The organism is Pseudomonas sp. DD1, assembly GCF_044510355.1.
Taxonomy (GTDB): domain Bacteria; phylum Pseudomonadota; class Gammaproteobacteria; order Pseudomonadales; family Pseudomonadaceae; genus Aquipseudomonas; species Aquipseudomonas shahriarae.
Genome location: NZ_MSAJ01000022.1, coordinates 261,861 through 277,751, shown reverse-complemented (window position 1 = coordinate 277,751; position 15,891 = coordinate 261,861). Strand labels below are relative to the sequence as shown.

Here is a 15,891-nt window from a genome sequence, read left to right as displayed (position 1 = left end):
CCGTGTAGGAGTTTACAGACAGAATCGTAGGAGGTTTAAGGGGAATTTGTTTTTGGCGCCAGAATTTTATCGTCGGCGCAGAAGTGCCCGCGGAATCCGTGAACAGAGGATTCCGTGGGCGATACGGTGGGTCAGGCGGCTTCTTTGGTGGTAGCGGTGGTCAGGATCGTCAGCAGTGTTTGCGCTTGTTCTGCTGCGTCGCGGCCCAGACTGGTCAGGTAGCCGCCATCTGGCTGGTCGATCAGTTTTTTCTCGAACAGGCGTTTGGCCGCAGCAATGGCAGTGGGAGCAGCGGTCTGATGGACTTTCAGACCTTCCTGGGAACTGCCCAGGTTGAAAAGTGCAAGGATTTCCAGTTCGGCAACCAACTCAGGGGTATACGACATAAGGACTCCAGACGTTCTAGGAATTGTCAGACGCTAGCAGCCCCTAAGGTGAACGTACTTGGGCGAACTGTCCAGTCTGGAGGAGCGAGCTTGCTCGCGAAAAGCGTTAACGTTGACCCGGGGCAGTTGGAGAAACGCGGCGCGCTCAGGTTTTTCGCGAGCAAGGGCAGGGTTACTGGTTTTCCGGCGGCAGCTCTGGCAGGGCGCGCAGGGCGGTTTCATACCAGTCGGTGTTGAACGGCCGGTCTTCTTCCAGCATCGCGTCGATTTCCACGGCCAGCACGTGAGCCATCAGGTTCAGGATGTCTTCGCGCTCGTAGCCCACCAGGGTCAGCTTGTTGAATGTGGCCTTGGCCGCCGGCGGGTTATCGCTTTCGATCTGGTTTTCGATCGCTTGGGTCAAGGTGGATTCGGCGAACTCTTCGTCGTCGTTGTCGATATCGGTTGGCTCGCTCATGGCTGCCTCCTGTCAGGAAAGGGCGCCAGTCTACCTCCATTCAGCCCGGTGATGCTGCTGGTCAGGTGGCGCGTCACGTTCTATAACCTAACCAGCCAACCCCTGCACGGCCTGGAGGCTTTGTGATGCTCAAGCTCTACGGATTTTCGGTCAGTAACTACTACAACATGGTCAAGCTGGCGCTCCTGGAAAAGGGCCTGCCCTTCGAGGAAGTGGCGTTTTATGCCGGGCAAACCCCTGAAGCCCTGGCGGTGAGCCCGCGCGGCAAGGTGCCGGTGCTGAAGGTGGAAAACGGCTTTATCAACGAAACCAGCGTGATTCTCGAGTACCTCGAACAGACGCAATCGGGCCCGGCCCTGCTGCCAGGCGATGCGTTCCAGCGTGCCCAGGTGTTGGCGTTGTGCAGGGAAATCGAGTTGTACATCGAACTGCCGGCCCGGGCTTGCTATGGCGAGGCGTTCTTTGGCATGCCGGTACCGCAGGCGATCAAGGACAAGGCCAAGGCCGAGTTGCTGTTAGGGGTTGCTTCGCTGGGGCGGCACGGCAAGTTTGCGCCGTATGTGGCAGGGGAGCGTTTTACGCTTGCTGATGTGTACTTCATGTACAGCGTGGACTTGGCGTGCGCGGTCGGTGGGAAGCTGTTCGGCCTGGATCTGCTGGCTGAGTTGCCGAAGGCCAAGGCTTTGCTGAAGACGCTGCAAGACCTGCCCAACGCCCAGCGAGTGGCGGCGGACAAGGACGCGGCGATGCCGGCCTTTATGGCGATGGTCGCGGCGAAGAAGTAATAAATGTGGGAGCTGGGCTTGCCCGCGATGCAGGCACCTCGGTGTGTCAGTGACACTAAGGTGATGCTATCGCAGGCAAGCCAGCTCCCACACAAGCCAGCTCCCACAGTTGACCGAGGTGATTGAAGGCCACGGTCAAAGGTGGGAGCTGGCTTGCCTGCGATGCTTTTAGCGGCTGGCGAGCAGGGCCTGGCCGCGCACCACGGCTGCCTTGACCTGGGCTGGAGCCGTGCCGCCGATATGGTTGCGAGCATTGACCGAGCCTTCCAGGGTCAGTACCGCAAACACGTCTTGCTCGATCTGGTCGCTGAACTGGCGTAGCTCTTCCAGGCTCATTTCCGCCAGATCCTTGCCAGTATCCACGCCGTATTTCACCGCATGGCCAACGATTTCATGGCAGTCACGGAATGGCAGGCCACGGCGCACCAGGTAGTCCGCCAGGTCCGTGGCGGTAGAGAAACCGCGCAGGGCCGCCTCGCGCATGATGGCGTGCTTGGGCTTGATCGCCGGGATCATGTCGGCAAACGCGCGCAGCGAGTCGCGCAGGGTGTCGGCGGCGTCGAACAGCGGTTCCTTGTCTTCCTGGTTGTCCTTGTTGTAGGCCAGAGGCTGGCCTTTCATCAGGGTCAGCAGGCCCATCAGTGCGCCGAATACACGGCCGCTCTTACCCCGCACCAGCTCTGGCACGTCGGGGTTTTTCTTTTGCGGCATGATCGAACTACCGGTGCAGAAACGATCTGGCAAGTCGATGAACTGGAACTGCGCGCTGGTCCACAGCACCAGCTCTTCGGAGAATCGCGACAAGTGCATCATCGCGATGCTGGCGGCGGCGCAGAACTCGATGGCGAAGTCGCGATCCGATACGCCGTCCAGGGAGTTGCCGCCCACGGCGTCGAAACCCAGCAGTTGCGCGGTGTATTCGCGGTCGATCGGGTAGGTGGTGCCGGCCAGCGCGGCGCTGCCCAGGGGCATGCGGTTGGCGCGTTTGCGGCAATCGACCAGGCGCTCGTAGTCGCGGCTGAGCATTTCGAACCAGGCCAGCAGATGGTGGCCAAAGGTCACAGGCTGCGCGGTTTGCAGGTGGGTGAAGCCGGGCATGATGGTGTCCGATTCACGCTCTGCCTGCTCCAACAGACCTGTTTGCAGGCGGGTGATTTCGGCCAGGATCAAGTCGATTTCATCGCGCAGCCACAGGCGGATATCGGTGGCCACCTGATCGTTGCGGCTACGCCCGGTGTGCAGTTTTTTGCCGGTCACGCCGATGCGGTCGGTCAGGCGCGCCTCGATATTCATGTGCACGTCTTCAAGGTCCACGCGCCAGTCGAAGGTACCGGCCTCGATTTCGCCACGGATCGTGGTCAGGCCGTCAATGATGCTGTCGCGCTCGGCATCGGTCAGCACGCCGACCTTGGCCAGCATGGTGGCGTGGGCGATGGAGCCCATGATGTCGTGGCGATAGAGGCGCTGGTCGAAATTGACGGAGGCGGTGAAGCGCGCGACGAAGGCGTCGACGGGCTCACTGAAGCGGCCGCCCCAGGACTGGTTGGTCTTGTCGGTGCTCATGGATTCGCTCGTGATCTGCTTAAAAGAGGCATGAAAGTGTGCCGCCGATAATAACAGGGTTGCTGATGGAGGCGTTGATACGCCGCGTCGGCATTTTTATTTGTTTGCTGGATGGCAAAGTGCCTTGCCGTCTGCCGCGTCCGGGATGAGACTGGAGGTGGGAGTGACGCGGGGGTTTAACCCGGCCGGTTCCTGAGGTAAACAAAGGATGTTTATTGAAACGATATTTGACGATTGAGCAATGTCGTCTTCATGAGCGTCTACAGTTGCACTGACAGGGGTGCACTGCACCAATGCCAGGCAATGAGGTCGAACTCCAGGCTAACCTTAAAGTAGAGGGGGTGTTCATATTGTGTATCAGCAAACCCTATGACGATGCCCTGCGGTATCGGGTTATGGGCGGTATTGAACAGGTCCGGGTAAATATTGGTGTCGCTCTCGGGGCACTTTTTGCCGCTCGCGCTAGTCTTAGCGTGGATCGCCGTGACGGAAGTCACCGCACCTGTCTACGCTATCCTTGTGCGAGACTCACGCAGGAATCCAGCGCAATATGAATGTCCTGATCGTTGATGACGAACCCCAAGCCCGCGAGCGACTGAGCCGTATGGTCAGTGAGCTTGAGGGATACAGTGTCCTTGAACCCAGCGCTTGCAGTGGCGACGAGGCATTGGCCTTGATCGAAAGCCTGAAGCCGGATGTGGTGCTGCTCGATATCGCCATGCCGGGCCTTGATGGCCTGCAGGTAGCTGCCCGCTTGAGCGAGCGCGAGTCGCCGCCGGCATTGGTACTTTGTGCCAGTGAAGAGGAGTTTCCCTCCCAGGCCCTGGAGGCCAGCGGTGTCAGCTTCCTGGTCAAGCCAGTGGCTGCCGATGCGGTACTCAAGGCCTTGAAGAAGGCTGAGCGACCCAATCGCGCCCAACTCGGCGCCTTGACCCAGCCCGCAGCGCAAAGTGGCAACGGCCCGCGTAGCCATATCAGCGCGCGGACCCGCAAGGGCATCGAGCTGATTCCCGTGGACCAGGTGATTTATTTTATCGCCGACCACAAGTACGTGACCTTGCGCCACGAGGTCGGCGAAGTGCTGCTCGATGAGCCGCTCAAGGCCCTGGAAGACGAATTTGGCGAGCGCTTTGTGCGCATCCATCGCAATGCGCTGGTGGCCCGCGAGCGTATCGAGCGCCTGCAACGCACGCCCCTGGGGCATTTCCAGTTGTTCCTCAAAGGGCTCAACGGCGATGCGTTGATCGTCAGCCGACGCCATGTCGCAGGCGTGCGCAAAATGATGCAGCAGCTTTAGCCCGAGGGCTTGAGCGACCTGCATGCCCCGAATCCCGGAGTGACGCGGCCAGGGAGGCCCCGCACTTGCTGATTCAAATCAAGGCGGTTCTGCCTGAGCTGTTATTATCTGCCGTATCTATTCAGTACGGATTGATCCATGTCCTCTCGCGAAATCCGCATCGCCACCCGTAAAAGTGCCCTGGCCTTGTGGCAGGCCGAATACGTCAAAGCCCGCCTTGAGCAAGCCCATCCGGGCCTTACGGTGTCCCTGGTGCCCATGGTCAGTCGCGGCGACAAGCTGCTCGACTCGCCACTGTCGAAAATCGGCGGCAAGGGGCTGTTCGTCAAGGAGCTGGAAACCGCGCTCTTGGAGAATGAAGCCGACATCGCCGTGCACTCGATGAAAGACGTACCGATGGACTTTCCCGAAGGCCTGGGCCTGTATTGCATCTGCGAGCGTGAAGACCCGCGCGATGCCTTCGTGTCCAACACCTACGCCTCCCTTGATGAGTTGCCCCTGGGCAGCATCGTCGGCACATCCAGTCTGCGTCGCCAGGCCCAGTTGCTGACCCGTCGCCCGGACTTGCAGATCCGCTTCCTGCGGGGCAACGTCAATACCCGCCTGGCCAAGCTGGATGCCGGCGAGTACGACGCGATCATCCTGGCGGCGGCCGGCCTGATTCGCCTGGGCTTTGAAGACCGCATCACGTCGGCCATCAGTGTCGAAGACAGCTTGCCGGCCGGTGGGCAGGGGGCCGTCGGTATCGAATGCCGTACCGCAGACCGTGAAATCCAGGCGCTGCTCAAGCCTCTCGATCATCAGCAAACCGAAATTCGCGTCACCGCCGAACGCGCCCTGAACAAGCACCTCAACGGTGGCTGCCAGGTACCGATCGCCTGTTACGCGGTTCTTGAGGGTGACAACCTCTGGCTGCGCGGCCTGGTGGGCGATCCCGACGGTGGTTTACTGCTCACCGCTGAAATCCGCGGGCCACAAGCCGAGGCCGCCAGCCTGGGTGTGAAGGTTGCCGAAGAATTGCTGGCCAAAGGCGCCGGCGCCATTCTGCAAAAAGTCTATGGCGAGGCCGGTCCGCAGTGACCGGTTGGCGTGTGCTGCTGACGCGGCCTGCCGAGGAATCGGCAGCCCTGGCGGCCTCGTTGTCCGAAGCCGGTATCTTCAGCAGCTGCCTGCCGTTGCTGGAAACCGAACCCTTGCCCATCACTCCTGAGCACCAGGCGGTTTTCCAGGGCCTGGATCGCTACTGCGCGGTGATCGTGGTAAGCAAGCCGGCCGCACGCGTGGCGCTGCAATTGCTCGATCAGTACGCGCCAGCGGTGCCGGCGTTGCCGTGGTTCAGCGTCGGCGCAGCAACGGCCCAGGTTCTGGCTGACCAAGGCCTGGATGTGAGCTACCCCGAGGTTGGAGATGACAGCGAAGCCTTGCTTGAAGTGCCCAGGTTGCGCGAGGCTGTCGCCATTGCCGATGCCCGGGTATTGATCCTGCGCGGGCAGGGTGGGCGAGAGTTGCTGGCTGAGCGTTTACGCGGCCAAGGTGCTAGTGTCGATTATCTGGAGTTGTATCGTCGGTTTCTGCCGGCCTACGACCCGGATGTGCTCGCCCAGCGCATTGCTGTGGAACGCTTGAACGGCCTGGTGGTCAGCAGTGGGCAGGGTTTTTTGCATTTGCAAAGCCTTGCCGGCGCCCATTGGCCACGCGTGGCACAGTTGCCGTTGTTCGTGCCCAGCCCACGCGTCGCCGAAATGGCGCGGGCGGCGGGCGCGGAAAAAGTTGTGGATTGCCGCGGTGCCAGTGCCGCGGCTTTGCTAGTGGCGTTACGGAGCCAGCCCGTTCCCACTCTCTAATAACGCAAAGGATGGACACGTGAGCGAAACAGCCTTGCCTAAAGATGAAGCTCAGCCCGCGCTTGATGCGCCTGTTGAGACCCCGGTCACTGCGCCGCGCCGTGGCAACGGCCTGGCGGTCTTCGCCTTGCTGCTCGGTGCCGCCGGTGTTGCGGCCGGCGGCTGGGGGCTCTGGCAGGTCCGGGCCCTGCAAGCGAGCAGTCAGCAACAGTTGGGGCAGGTGCGTACCCTGGATGAACAAGCCCAGGGTATTGAGCAGGCACAACAGCAGTTGGCCGCGCGCCTGGCGCAATTGCCGGGTGCTGATGAGCTGGAAGAACGCCGTCGATTGGTGGCGCAATTGCAGGGCGACCAGCAACGCCTGAATCAGCGTCTGGAAACCGTCCTGGGCGCTAGCCGCAAGGATTGGCGCCTGGCCGAGGCCGAGCATCTGCTGCGTCTGGCCAGCCTGCGCCTGTCGGCCTTGCAGGATATCAACAGTGCCCAGGCGCTGGTGCAGGGCGCCGATGAGATCCTGCGCGAGCAGAGCGATCCCGGTTCCTACGCCGCCCGTGAGCAGTTGGCCAAGAGTTTGGCGGCCTTGCGCAGCGTCGAGCAGCCAGACCGTACCGGGCTGTACCTGCAACTGGCGGCGCTGCGGGACCAGGTGGTGCAACTGGCCGCCGTGTCCCCGGAATATCAGCTGCAAGAGAGCCCACAGGGCCGTCCGAGCACCGACACGGACAGTCGCTGGAGCCAATGGTGGGAACAGATCTCCCGCTACTTCCGGATCGACTTCAACCCCGACGATAACATCCGCCCGCTGCTGGCAGGCCAAGGCTTGAACCAGGTGCGACTGTCCCTGAGCCTGGCGCTGGAGCAGGCGCAATGGGCGGCGCTCAATGGCGAACCGGCGGTGTACGCCCGTGCGTTGGGCGAGGCGCGCAGCGTCTTGCAAGACAACTTCAACCAGGACAACCCGCAAAGCCAGGCCATGCTGGCGCGTATCACCGAGCTTGAGCCCAAGGCCGTCTCGGTGGTGACCCCGGACCTCGCCGCGAGCTTGTCTGCGGTGCAGGCTTACCTTGAACGCCGCCATCTGTCTGCCGATGAAGCCAAGGCTTCCGCCGGTAAGCCGGCGACCCAGGAGTAAAGCCGATGAAGCGTTTCTATGTGATCCTGGTGCTGGCGATTGCCCTCGCCCTGGCGCTGGCGGTAGGCATCTCGAAACACACCGGCTATGTGCTGATCACCTATCCCCATGTGCTGCATTACGAGTCTGGCCTGTGGTCGACCCTGGTGGCGGTGTTTGTCGTCGGCCTGGCGATCTATCTGCTGCGGGTGCTGCTGGGGCTGGTGACAACCTCTGGTGGCGTGGTCAATCCCTGGTCGCGCCGCAATCGCAGCCGACGGGTGCAGGTCGCCATCGAGCAGGGGCAGATGGACCTGGCGGAAGGCCGCTGGGCCAGCGCCGAGCGACACCTGCACCGTGCTGCAGAAGCCGAGCGCCAGCCGCTGCTGTATTACCTTGGCGCGGCCCGGGCCGCCAACGAGCAGGGGCGTTATGAAGAGTCCGACGGCTTGCTGGAGCGCGCCCTGGAGCGTCAGCCCCAGGCCGAATTGGCCATCGCCTTGAGCCACGCGCAGTTGCAGATGGACCGTGGCGACACCGACGCCGCCCTGGTGACGCTGCAGGCCATGCATGAACGCCATCCGCACAACCCCCAGGTATTGCGTCAACTCCAGCGCTTGCACCAGCAGCGCGGTGACTGGTCTTCGGTGATCCGCCTGTTGCCAGAACTGCGCAAGGACAAAGTGCTGCCTGCCGCCGAACTGGCAGATCTGGAGCGCCGGGCCTGGGGTGAAAACCTGAGCCTGGCGGTCCAGCGTGAAGAGCACGGTGAAGCCGGCCTGCAATCCCTTGAGCGGGCCTGGCAGCAGTTGACCTCGGTCCAGCGCCAGGAGCCCCAACTGGTGCTGGCCTATGCCGAGCAGTTGCGTCAGCTGGGCGCCGATGCCAAGGCCGAAGAGGCGTTGCGTGTGGCGCTCAAGCGCGGTTATGACAGCCACCTGATCCGGTTGTATGGCCTGTTGCGCGGTAGCGATCCGGCACGCCAGCTGAAATTCGCCGAAGGTTGGCTCAAGGATCATCCGGGGGATGCCAGCCTGTTGCTGACCTTGGGTCGGCTCTGCCTGCAAAACAGTTTGTGGGGCAAGGCGCGGGACTATCTGGAAAGCAGCCTGCAAGTGCAGCGCAACCCCGAGGCCTGCGCCGAGTTGGCGCGGTTGCTGGCGCAGTTGGGTGATACCGAGCGCAGTAATCAGCTGTTCCAGGAAGGCCTTGGGCTGCTGGATAGCCGTCTGCTGGCTTCACCGCTGCCGGTGCCTGCACGGGTTTGACGTAGGATTTTTTGAAGGGTTGGCTGGGAAACATCTGGCAGCCAGCCCTTCAAATCCCCTTGGTTAGGGGCGTTTCAGGGGCTGAGGTGGTTTCCCACACTGAGCCACGCAAAGTTACCTACCTTCTGACGGTATATCCCTGCGATCTCACGGAAGCGTCTGCTCCAGCGCGTATTGAAAGGGGTAAGGTCTTTCCTCTACCGTAACTACCTATCTCTTGCGTTGCGGATAAACAATGTCTTTGGCCCCCTCACGCTCCTTGTTCTTCCTGGCGTTCATGGCCGGTGTGCTGACGTTGGGCGCGTCTTTTTATCTGGAATATGGGGCATTGCTGCGACCTTGTTTCCTGTGCCTGATCCAGCGCAGCCTGCTGGCGGTGTTCACCCTGATCAACCTGATAGCGACGCTCCATGGCCCCAGGCGTGTGGGCATTTACCTGTATTGGGCGGCGAGCATGGGCTGTGCATTGCTCGGCGCAGTGACAGCGGTGCGCCAGGTGCTGTTGCAGAATATCCCGCCTGACCAGATGCCCAACTGCTGGCCAAGCCTGGAATACATGATCGAAAACCTGACGCTGGGGCAAGCCCTGCAACTGGCATTCAAGGGCACCGTCGACTGTGTGGAAATCAACTGGACGTTGTTCGACTTGAGCATCCCGGAATGGAGCCTGCTGTTCTTCATTGCCATGCTCATCCTGGGAGGGACGCAGTTTTCACGCCTGTTGTCCGGTCAGGGTTTGCGGTTTGTGAAGCACTGATTGGGGTTGTTGGCTCGTAGGATGGGATTAAACACTTGTATGAACTTTCTGGTCTGCGTACCTTGAAGCCATAGTCATGCGGGCATAATCTGGCCCGCACGCGTTATTGAAACAGTTTGTTCGATGCGGCGTTGTCCGGTGCCGCTTTATCCTCGAAGTGTTGCGCGGGCAAAAGCGGCACCGCCCATAAGGGAAGAGATCATCATGTTGGAAAGTTGTCAGAATGCTCAGGAACGCTGGGGTGGTGTGCATAAGCTGATCGACAGCTGGTTGAAGGCACGTCACGAATTGGTTCGAGCCTTTGATGCTCTCGGTGAGAAGCCCGAAGCGCTGGCTGAGAACCGTGGATCTCTGCAGGACTTCTGTGGTGTCTTGGTGGATTACGTCTCGGCAGGTCACTTCGGGGTCTATGAGCAATTGACCAAGGAGGCCGAGGCCTTCGACGACCAGCGTGGCCTGGACTTGGCCGAGACTATTTACCCGCGCATTGATGTCATCACCGAAAAACTCCTGGCCTTTAACGACCTTTGCGACAAAGGCAAGTGCGTTGCCGAAAAATTCAAAGAGCTGGGCGGCCTGCTCCATGAGCGCTTCGAACTAGAAGACTGCCTGATCGAAGTGCTGCACAACGCCCACAAGGAAGAGCCTGCAACCCAGGCTTGAGCCTCAGCGGCAAGACAAAAAACGGTGCGCATGGCGCACCGTTTTTCGTTGGGTTCAGCTACCGATTGCGAGCAGCTCAATCTCGAAAACCAGTGGCGTGTAAGGCGCGATCAGCTCACCCGCACCGTCTGCGCCATAAGCTTGGGCCGATGGAATGACCAGGCGCCACTTCGCGCCAACCGGCATCTGTTGCAATGCGCTTTGCCAGCCGCTGATCACGCTGTCCAGGCGAAACCATTGGGGCTGGGCACTCTGGTCGAAAATCGTCCCATCGGGCAATCGCCCCACGTACTTCACTTGAACCCTGTCACGGGCGCCCGGCTTTTTCCCGCTGCCGGCGGCCAACTCTGTGAGCAAGATACCGTCGGCCAATTCGCGCACGCCGGCCCGGGCTTTTTCCGTGGACATGAATTGTTGCTCGGCGGCGAGGGCCTTTTCGCTTTGCGGCACTTGGGCCTCGGCGCTGGCCTGTGCTTCGTGCTGGGCAAGAATTTGTGTGATACGTGCGTCATCCAGGGCCAGGGGCTTGCCTTGATAGGCCTGCTTGAGACCTTCGAGCAAGGCCTGGATCTGCAAGTCGGGGACTTCCTGGCGCAGGCGTTCGCCTAGGCTGGCGCCCAGGCTGTAGGCCAGATCGTGGCTGTCTTTGGACGCCGTCGGCTCACTTGCGTTGGCCACTGAAAGCGACAAACCCAGGATGAAAAAAAGGTAACGCGACATGGGTGTTCTCCAGCCGAAAGTGCGGTGGATTATGCCAGTGTGGATGGGCAAAAACCGGAGCGGTTTTTCGTTATATCAATAAGATTTTTTGTGCGGTGCAACGCAACGCATTCGATACTGTCAACATGCCCTAGCGGCGGTAAGAGCAGAGGGCTAGTATGAGCCGCACCCACGTCAGCCAGGAGGTAAACCATGTCGGCCAAACAGAAGCCTGTTAATACCCCGTTGCACTTGCTCCAACAACTCTCGGGCAGCCTGCTCGAACATTTGGAAAGTGCTTGCTCCCAAGCCTTGGCTGATGCAGAGAAATTGCTCGCCAAGCTGGAAAAACAACGCGGCAAGGCTCAAGAAAAACTGCACAAATCCCGCACTAAACTGCAAGACGCCGCGACCGCCGGCAAAGCCAAGGCGCAAACCAAAGCCAAGGGCGCCGTCAAAGAACTTGAGGACTTGCTCGATGCCCTCAAGGATCGTCAATCCGAAACCCGCACCTACATCCTTCAACTCAAGCGCGATGCCCAAGAGAGCCTGAAACTGGCGCAGGGCGTGGGTCGTGTGAAAGAAGCTGTGGCCAAAGTGTTGAGCACTCGTACACCAGCCAAGGCAGTTGCGGCCAAGGCGCCGGCCAAAGTTGCGGCCAAGCCTGCTGCTAAAAAAGCGCCTGCTAAAGCTGCTGCTGCGAAACCAGCCGCCAAGCCAGTTGCTAAAACTGCTGCTGCAAAACCAGCCGCCAAGCCTGCTGCTAAAACTGCTGCTGCAAAACCAGCCGCCAAGCCTGCTGCTAAAACTGCTGCTGCAAAACCAGCCGCCAAGCCTGCTGCTAAAACTGCTGCTGCGAAACCAGCCGCCAAGCCTGCTGCTAAAACTGCTGCTGCGAAACCAGCCGCCAAGCCAGTTGCTAAAACTGCTGCTGCGAAACCAGCCGCCAAGCCAGCTGCTAAAACTGCTGCTGCGAAACCAGCCGCCAAGCCAGTTGCTAAAACTGCTGCTGCAAAGCCAGCGGCCAAGCCAGCTGCCAAACCTGCTGCTGCGAAACCAGCGGCCAAGCCGGCTGCCAAACCTGCTGCTGCAAAACCAGCGGCCAAGCCAACTGCCAAACCTGCTGCTGCAAAACCAGCGGCCAAGCCAGCTGCCAAACCTGCTGCTGCGAAACCAGCAGCCAAGCCGGTTGCCAAACCTGCAGCTGCCAAACCCGCGCCAGCTCCAGCAGCTGCCAAGCCAGCGACTCCTGCCGCACCGGCAGCGCCAGCCGCTACCACTGCACCGGCCAGCAGCACGCCTGCCCCGGTAGCACCAGGCACCACCCCAACCAGCGCTTCCTAAGTGCCGGTGGCCGCGGCGCGCAGCTGAAGCAGCGCGTCGTGGTCAAGGTTGGCGGCTTCGGTCGCCAGTCCTTCAAGCCATGTCGGATGCGTGGCGCGTTCTCCCGTTGGCCAAGCCTGTGCCAGCGCTTCCAGACGTAACAGCAACTGCTGTTCGGCTTCCAGTTCCAGGGCCTTGACCCGCTCGCGCAACGCTCCCAGCCCCACATCCTGCTGCGCCATGGCGCGCCATTGCTTGCGCACCCTGCGCAAGGGCTCCACAACGTCTGCCTGCCAGGGATCGGCGATTGCTCGCAGCGCCTGCACGCGTCCAGGTTCAAGTGCGACCCCGCGCTGTTCCAGCCACAGCCCGCACAACAACAGACACACATCCGCCCCTTGCTCCTGCAAGCGCAGGCAGGCATCTTCAGCGCCCGTACGGGCGTAGGTCGAGAGGGCAAAGCTCCACAGGTCAGCGCACATGTTCACACCCAAGCCAGCGGCCAACGAAGCTGGTAGACTCCGCCGCCATTATGATCCGACTTCAAAGCCTAACATTACAGCGTGGCCCGCAACGTCTTCTCGAAGACGCCGAGCTGACCCTGCACGCCGGTCACAAAGCCGGCCTGATCGGTGCCAATGGCGCCGGCAAATCCACGTTGTTCGCCCTGTTGCTCGGTGAGCTGACCCCGGATTCCGGGGACTGCCTGCTGCCAGCCGACTGGCGTATCGCCCATATGCGCCAGGAGATCGACACCCTGGACCGCATCGCGATCGACTACGTGCTCGATGGCGACCTGCGTCTGCGTCAGGTGCAACACGACCTGGCCGAGGCCGAGAAAGCCCAGGACGGTGCCGCCCAGGCCCGCCTGCACTCGGAACTCGACAGTGCCGACGGCTACACCGCCGACGCCCGCGCGCGCAAAATGCTCGCCGGCCTCGGGTTCACCAACGAACAGATGGACCGCCCGGTTGCCGACTTCTCCGGTGGCTGGCGCATGCGCCTGAACCTGGCCCAGGCGCTGATGTGCCCCTCGGACCTGTTGCTGCTCGACGAACCGACCAACCACCTGGATCTGGATGCAATCCTGTGGCTGGAGGATTTCCTCAAGAGTTATCCAGGCACGTTGCTGCTGATCTCCCACGACCGGGATTTCCTCGACGCCGTGGTCGATAACATCGCCCATGTCGAACAGAAGAAAATCACCCTCTATCGCGGCGGCTACACCGCGTTCGAGCGGGCCCGTGCCGAACGCCTGGCCCAGCAACAGCAGGCCTTCGAGAAGCAGCAGGCGCAACGCGCGCATATGGAAAGCTACATCGCCCGGTTCAAGGCCCAGGCCACCAAGGCCCGTCAGGCCCAGAGCCGGATCAAGGCCCTGGAACGCATGGAAGAGCTGTCGGCGGCCCACGTCGATTCGCCGTTCGACTTTGTGTTCCGCGAGTCAGTGAAAATCTCCAGCCCCTTGCTCGACCTCTCGGATGCCCGCCTGGGTTATGGCGACAAGACCATCCTGGAGAAGGTCAAGCTGCAGCTCACCCCGGGCGCGCGCATCGGCTTGCTCGGCCCCAACGGCGCGGGCAAGTCGACGCTGATCAAGAACCTGTCGGGCGAGCTGCAACCCCTGGCCGGGCGCCTGACCCGTGGCGAGAACCTGGTGGTGGGCTACTTCGCCCAGCATCAATTGGACTCCCTCGACGCCAAGGCCAGCCCGCTGTTGCACCTGCAACGCCTGGCGCCAACCGAGCGCGAACAGACCCTGCGCGACTTCCTCGGCGGTTTCGACTTCCGTGGTGCGCGCATCGACGAGCCGGTGCTGAATTTCTCCGGCGGCGAAAAAGCCCGCCTGGCCCTGGCCCTGATCGCCTGGGACCGTCCCAACCTGCTGCTGCTCGACGAACCGACCAACCACCTGGACCTGGAAATGCGCCTGGCGCTGACCATGGCCCTGCAGGAATTCAGTGGCGCTGTGCTGGTGGTGTCTCACGACCGCCACTTGCTCAAGAGCACCACCGACAACTTCCTGCTGGTGGCCGATGGCAAGGTCGAAGAGTTTGATGGCGACCTGGACGACTACGCCCGTTGGTTGACCGACTACCGTCTGCGCAACGCGCCGGTCAGCAACACCCCGGTCAACCCGGACAAGACCGACAAAAAAGCCCAGCGCCAGGCTGCTGCGGCCCTGCGCCAGCAGTTGGCACCGCACAAACGCGAAGCCGACAAGCTTGAAGCCGAATTGGGCAAGGTCCACGAACGCCTGGCCAAGATCGAAACCAGCCTCGGCGACAGCGCGGTGTACGAAGCTGCCCGCAAGGATGAGTTGCGCGACCTGCTGGCCGAACAGGCCAAGCTCAAGGTGCGCGAAGGGCAACTGGAGGAGACCTGGATGGAAGCCCTCGAACTGCTGGAAGGCCTGCAAGCGGAGTTGGAGGCGCTGTCCTGATGGAAGCCTTGCAGCTGCCACTGCCAGCGCAATGGATCGAACCGGTGTGGGTCGGCGTGCAAATCCTGCTGATCCTGCTGGCCGGTTACCTGGCCCAGCGCTTTGTCGCCAAGGGCCTGACGCGCCTGGGTGAGCGCTATCCGTTTCCGCCGCAACTGCTGATGCCCCTGCGTGGTGGCCTGCGCTGGCTGATCATGGGCAGTGCGCTGATCTTCGTCCTTGAACGCCTGGGGGTCTCGGCCACCGTGCTGTGGACCGCGCTCTCGGGTTTTGTGGCCGTCGCGGCGGTAGCGTTCTTTGCCATGTGGTCGGTGCTGTCGAACCTGCTGTGCGCGATCCTGATCTTCACCGTTGGGCCGTTTCGCCTGGGTGATGTGGTCGAGTTGGTGGACACCGTCGACAAGCCCGGCGTCAAAGGCCGGGTGATCGCGATCAACCTGCTGTACACCACGTTGATCGAAGTGGCTGAAGCGGGCACCGACAGCGCCGTGGTGCAAGTACCCAACAGCCTGTTCTTCCAGCGCTCGGTACGCCGCTGGCGCGGTAGCGATATCAGCCCTTTACCTTAAAAATTCTCTAGCCAGCCCTCGGCCCTCGGAGTTAGCTTAGTGCTGACAACGAATTTGCTACGAGGTGTGTAATGGCGCTCGACACATGGCTGGCCTTCTTCCTGGCCAGTTGGATTATCAGTCTCTCCCCCGGCGCGGGCGCCATCGCCTCCATGTCCAGCGGCCTGCAATATGGTTTCCTGCGGGGTTACTGGAACGCCATTGGCCTGCAATTGGGCCTGGCGATGCAGATTGCCGTGGTGGCGGGCGGCCTGGGCGCCGTTCTGGCGACGTCCTCAACCGCGTTCTATGCGATCAAATGGTTTGGCGTGGTGTACCTGGTGTACCTGGCCGTCAAGCAATGGCGCGCCCTGCCCATGGACATGAGCGATGACGCGCCAGTCCGCCCGATTGGCAAGCCGCTGGCGATGATGTTCCGTGGTTTCCTGGTCAATGCCAGCAACCCCAAGGCCCTGGTGTTCATGCTGGCGGTGCTGCCGCAGTTCGTGAACCCACAGGCGCCGCTGCTGATTCAGTACCTGATCCTCGGTGCGACCATGATCGGCGTGGATATGATCGTGATGGCGGGCTACACCGGGCTGGCATCGAAGGTGCTGCGCCTGTTGCGCACGCCCAAGCAGCAGAAACGCGTGAACCGCACGTTTGCCGGGTTGTTCGTGGGCGCTGCGGGTTTCCTCGCCAGCCTGCATCGCGCCACGGCCTGACTGAACAAGCCCAATCAAAACT

At 61.4% G+C, this 15,891-nt stretch carries 17 protein-coding genes; 12 read left to right on the top strand and 5 right to left on the bottom strand.

The window, feature by feature from the left end; genetic code table 11:
• Window positions 1-131: 131 nt before the first annotated feature.
• Both PSFL_RS14590 and PSFL_RS14585 read right to left on the bottom strand, forming a co-directional pair.
• Window positions 132-386 carry a TIGR02647 family protein gene (locus PSFL_RS14590; protein WP_057440483.1) on the bottom strand — a complete coding sequence of 85 codons (255 nt, stop codon included), beginning with the start codon at window positions 384-386 and terminating at the stop codon, window positions 132-134.
• Between the two features lie 172 nt (window positions 387-558).
• Entirely contained in the window at window positions 559-843 is a 285-nt protein-coding gene (locus PSFL_RS14585; protein WP_057440482.1) for a hypothetical protein, read from the bottom strand.
• Window positions 844-968: 125 nt separating this feature from the next.
• On the opposite strand from PSFL_RS14585, the gene PSFL_RS14580 reads away from it, so the two are divergent.
• Window positions 969-1,628: a glutathione S-transferase family protein gene (locus tag PSFL_RS14580; RefSeq protein ID WP_115129267.1), complete on the top strand. Its 660-nt coding sequence runs from the start codon at window positions 969-971 to the stop codon at window positions 1,626-1,628.
• Window positions 1,629-1,796: 168 nt separating this feature from the next.
• Here PSFL_RS14580 and argH read toward each other — a convergent pair whose 3' ends face one another.
• Window positions 1,797-3,191, bottom strand: a complete 1,395-nt coding sequence (gene argH, locus PSFL_RS14575) for an argininosuccinate lyase (RefSeq protein WP_057440480.1) — start codon at window positions 3,189-3,191, stop codon at window positions 1,797-1,799.
• A gap of 550 nt (window positions 3,192-3,741) precedes the next feature.
• Between argH and PSFL_RS14570 the strand changes: the two genes are divergently transcribed.
• The 7 genes from PSFL_RS14570 to PSFL_RS14540 all read left to right on the top strand — a co-directional run bounded on the left by PSFL_RS14570 (window position 3,742) and on the right by PSFL_RS14540 (window position 10,131).
• Window positions 3,742-4,488, top strand: a complete 747-nt coding sequence (locus PSFL_RS14570) for a LytTR family DNA-binding domain-containing protein (RefSeq protein ID WP_057440478.1) — start codon at window positions 3,742-3,744, stop codon at window positions 4,486-4,488.
• Between the two features lie 138 nt (window positions 4,489-4,626).
• On the top strand, window positions 4,627-5,568 hold the full coding sequence (gene hemC / locus PSFL_RS14565; RefSeq protein ID WP_057440477.1) for a hydroxymethylbilane synthase: 942 nt from the start codon (window positions 4,627-4,629) through the stop codon (window positions 5,566-5,568).
• Window positions 5,565-6,332, top strand: coding sequence for a uroporphyrinogen-III synthase (locus PSFL_RS14560; RefSeq protein ID WP_057960979.1), 768 nt, complete (start codon window positions 5,565-5,567; stop codon window positions 6,330-6,332). The genes hemC and PSFL_RS14560 overlap by 4 nt, the downstream gene beginning before the upstream one ends.
• A gap of 19 nt (window positions 6,333-6,351) precedes the next feature.
• On the top strand, window positions 6,352-7,464 hold the full coding sequence (locus tag PSFL_RS14555; protein ID WP_170044550.1) for a uroporphyrinogen-III C-methyltransferase: 1,113 nt from the start codon (window positions 6,352-6,354) through the stop codon (window positions 7,462-7,464).
• Window positions 7,465-7,469: 5 nt separating this feature from the next.
• Window positions 7,470-8,711 (top strand): heme biosynthesis protein HemY, encoded by a 1,242-nt coding sequence (locus PSFL_RS14550; RefSeq protein WP_397470205.1) that lies wholly within the window; start codon window positions 7,470-7,472, stop codon window positions 8,709-8,711.
• A gap of 235 nt (window positions 8,712-8,946) precedes the next feature.
• Window positions 8,947-9,468, top strand: coding sequence for a disulfide bond formation protein B (locus PSFL_RS14545; RefSeq protein ID WP_057440473.1), 522 nt, complete (start codon window positions 8,947-8,949; stop codon window positions 9,466-9,468).
• A 204-nt stretch (window positions 9,469-9,672) separates the two neighbouring features.
• Window positions 9,673-10,131 carry an Rsd/AlgQ family anti-sigma factor gene (locus tag PSFL_RS14540; protein WP_057440472.1) on the top strand — a complete coding sequence of 153 codons (459 nt, stop codon included), beginning with the start codon at window positions 9,673-9,675 and terminating at the stop codon, window positions 10,129-10,131.
• Window positions 10,132-10,185: 54 nt separating this feature from the next.
• On the opposite strand, the gene PSFL_RS14535 is transcribed toward PSFL_RS14540, so the two are convergent.
• On the bottom strand, window positions 10,186-10,851 hold the full coding sequence (locus PSFL_RS14535) for an FKBP-type peptidyl-prolyl cis-trans isomerase (RefSeq protein ID WP_057960977.1): 666 nt from the start codon (window positions 10,849-10,851) through the stop codon (window positions 10,186-10,188).
• Window positions 10,852-11,043: 192 nt separating this feature from the next.
• Here PSFL_RS14535 and PSFL_RS14530 point away from each other — a divergent pair, with 192 nt between their 5' ends.
• Window positions 11,044-12,174, top strand: a complete 1,131-nt coding sequence (locus PSFL_RS14530; protein ID WP_397470204.1) for an AlgP family protein — start codon at window positions 11,044-11,046, stop codon at window positions 12,172-12,174.
• On the opposite strand, the gene PSFL_RS14525 is transcribed toward PSFL_RS14530, so the two are convergent.
• Window positions 12,171-12,635 (bottom strand): TIGR02444 family protein, encoded by a 465-nt coding sequence (locus PSFL_RS14525; RefSeq protein ID WP_397470203.1) that lies wholly within the window; start codon window positions 12,633-12,635, stop codon window positions 12,171-12,173. The genes PSFL_RS14530 and PSFL_RS14525 overlap by 4 nt on opposite strands.
• Window positions 12,636-12,685: 50 nt before the next feature.
• Here PSFL_RS14525 and PSFL_RS14520 point away from each other — a divergent pair, with 50 nt between their 5' ends.
• The 3 genes from PSFL_RS14520 (at window position 12,686) to PSFL_RS14510 (ending at window position 15,869) form a co-directional block, all read left to right on the top strand.
• The gene (locus PSFL_RS14520) at window positions 12,686-14,596 is read left to right on the top strand and encodes an ATP-binding cassette domain-containing protein (RefSeq protein ID WP_057960966.1); all 1,911 of its coding nucleotides are present in this window, start codon (window positions 12,686-12,688) and stop codon (window positions 14,594-14,596) included.
• A complete protein-coding gene (locus PSFL_RS14515; protein ID WP_057440468.1) occupies window positions 14,596-15,165 on the top strand; it encodes a mechanosensitive ion channel family protein in 570 nt (189 codons plus the stop codon). The genes PSFL_RS14520 and PSFL_RS14515 overlap by 1 nt, the downstream gene beginning before the upstream one ends.
• Window positions 15,166-15,236: 71 nt before the next feature.
• Window positions 15,237-15,869 carry a LysE family transporter gene (locus tag PSFL_RS14510; protein WP_397470202.1) on the top strand — a complete coding sequence of 211 codons (633 nt, stop codon included), beginning with the start codon at window positions 15,237-15,239 and terminating at the stop codon, window positions 15,867-15,869.
• Window positions 15,870-15,891: the final 22 nt, after the last annotated feature.

Bases quoted from the DNA above. Each gene is read 5' to 3' on its own strand.
- PSFL_RS14520 (WP_057960966.1), top strand. From the start codon at position 12,686: ATGATCCGACTTCAAAGCCTAACATTACAGCGTGGCCCGCAACGTCTT.
- PSFL_RS14585 (WP_057440482.1), bottom strand. From the start codon at position 843: ATGAGCGAGCCAACCGATATCGACAACGACGACGAAGAGTTCGCCGAA.
- hemC (WP_057440477.1), top strand. From the start codon at position 4,627: ATGTCCTCTCGCGAAATCCGCATCGCCACCCGTAAAAGTGCCCTGGCC.
- PSFL_RS14550 (WP_397470205.1), top strand. From the start codon at position 7,470: ATGAAGCGTTTCTATGTGATCCTGGTGCTGGCGATTGCCCTCGCCCTG.
- PSFL_RS14580 (WP_115129267.1), top strand. From the start codon at position 969: ATGCTCAAGCTCTACGGATTTTCGGTCAGTAACTACTACAACATGGTC.
- PSFL_RS14530 (WP_397470204.1), top strand. From the start codon at position 11,044: ATGTCGGCCAAACAGAAGCCTGTTAATACCCCGTTGCACTTGCTCCAA.
- PSFL_RS14545 (WP_057440473.1), top strand. From the start codon at position 8,947: ATGTCTTTGGCCCCCTCACGCTCCTTGTTCTTCCTGGCGTTCATGGCC.
- PSFL_RS14590 (WP_057440483.1), bottom strand. From the start codon at position 386: ATGTCGTATACCCCTGAGTTGGTTGCCGAACTGGAAATCCTTGCACTT.
- PSFL_RS14525 (WP_397470203.1), bottom strand. From the start codon at position 12,635: ATGTGCGCTGACCTGTGGAGCTTTGCCCTCTCGACCTACGCCCGTACG.
- PSFL_RS14535 (WP_057960977.1), bottom strand. From the start codon at position 10,851: ATGTCGCGTTACCTTTTTTTCATCCTGGGTTTGTCGCTTTCAGTGGCC.
- PSFL_RS14515 (WP_057440468.1), top strand. From the start codon at position 14,596: ATGGAAGCCTTGCAGCTGCCACTGCCAGCGCAATGGATCGAACCGGTG.
- PSFL_RS14510 (WP_397470202.1), top strand. From the start codon at position 15,237: ATGGCGCTCGACACATGGCTGGCCTTCTTCCTGGCCAGTTGGATTATC.
- PSFL_RS14540 (WP_057440472.1), top strand. From the start codon at position 9,673: ATGTTGGAAAGTTGTCAGAATGCTCAGGAACGCTGGGGTGGTGTGCAT.
- argH (WP_057440480.1), bottom strand. From the start codon at position 3,191: ATGAGCACCGACAAGACCAACCAGTCCTGGGGCGGCCGCTTCAGTGAG.
- PSFL_RS14570 (WP_057440478.1), top strand. From the start codon at position 3,742: ATGAATGTCCTGATCGTTGATGACGAACCCCAAGCCCGCGAGCGACTG.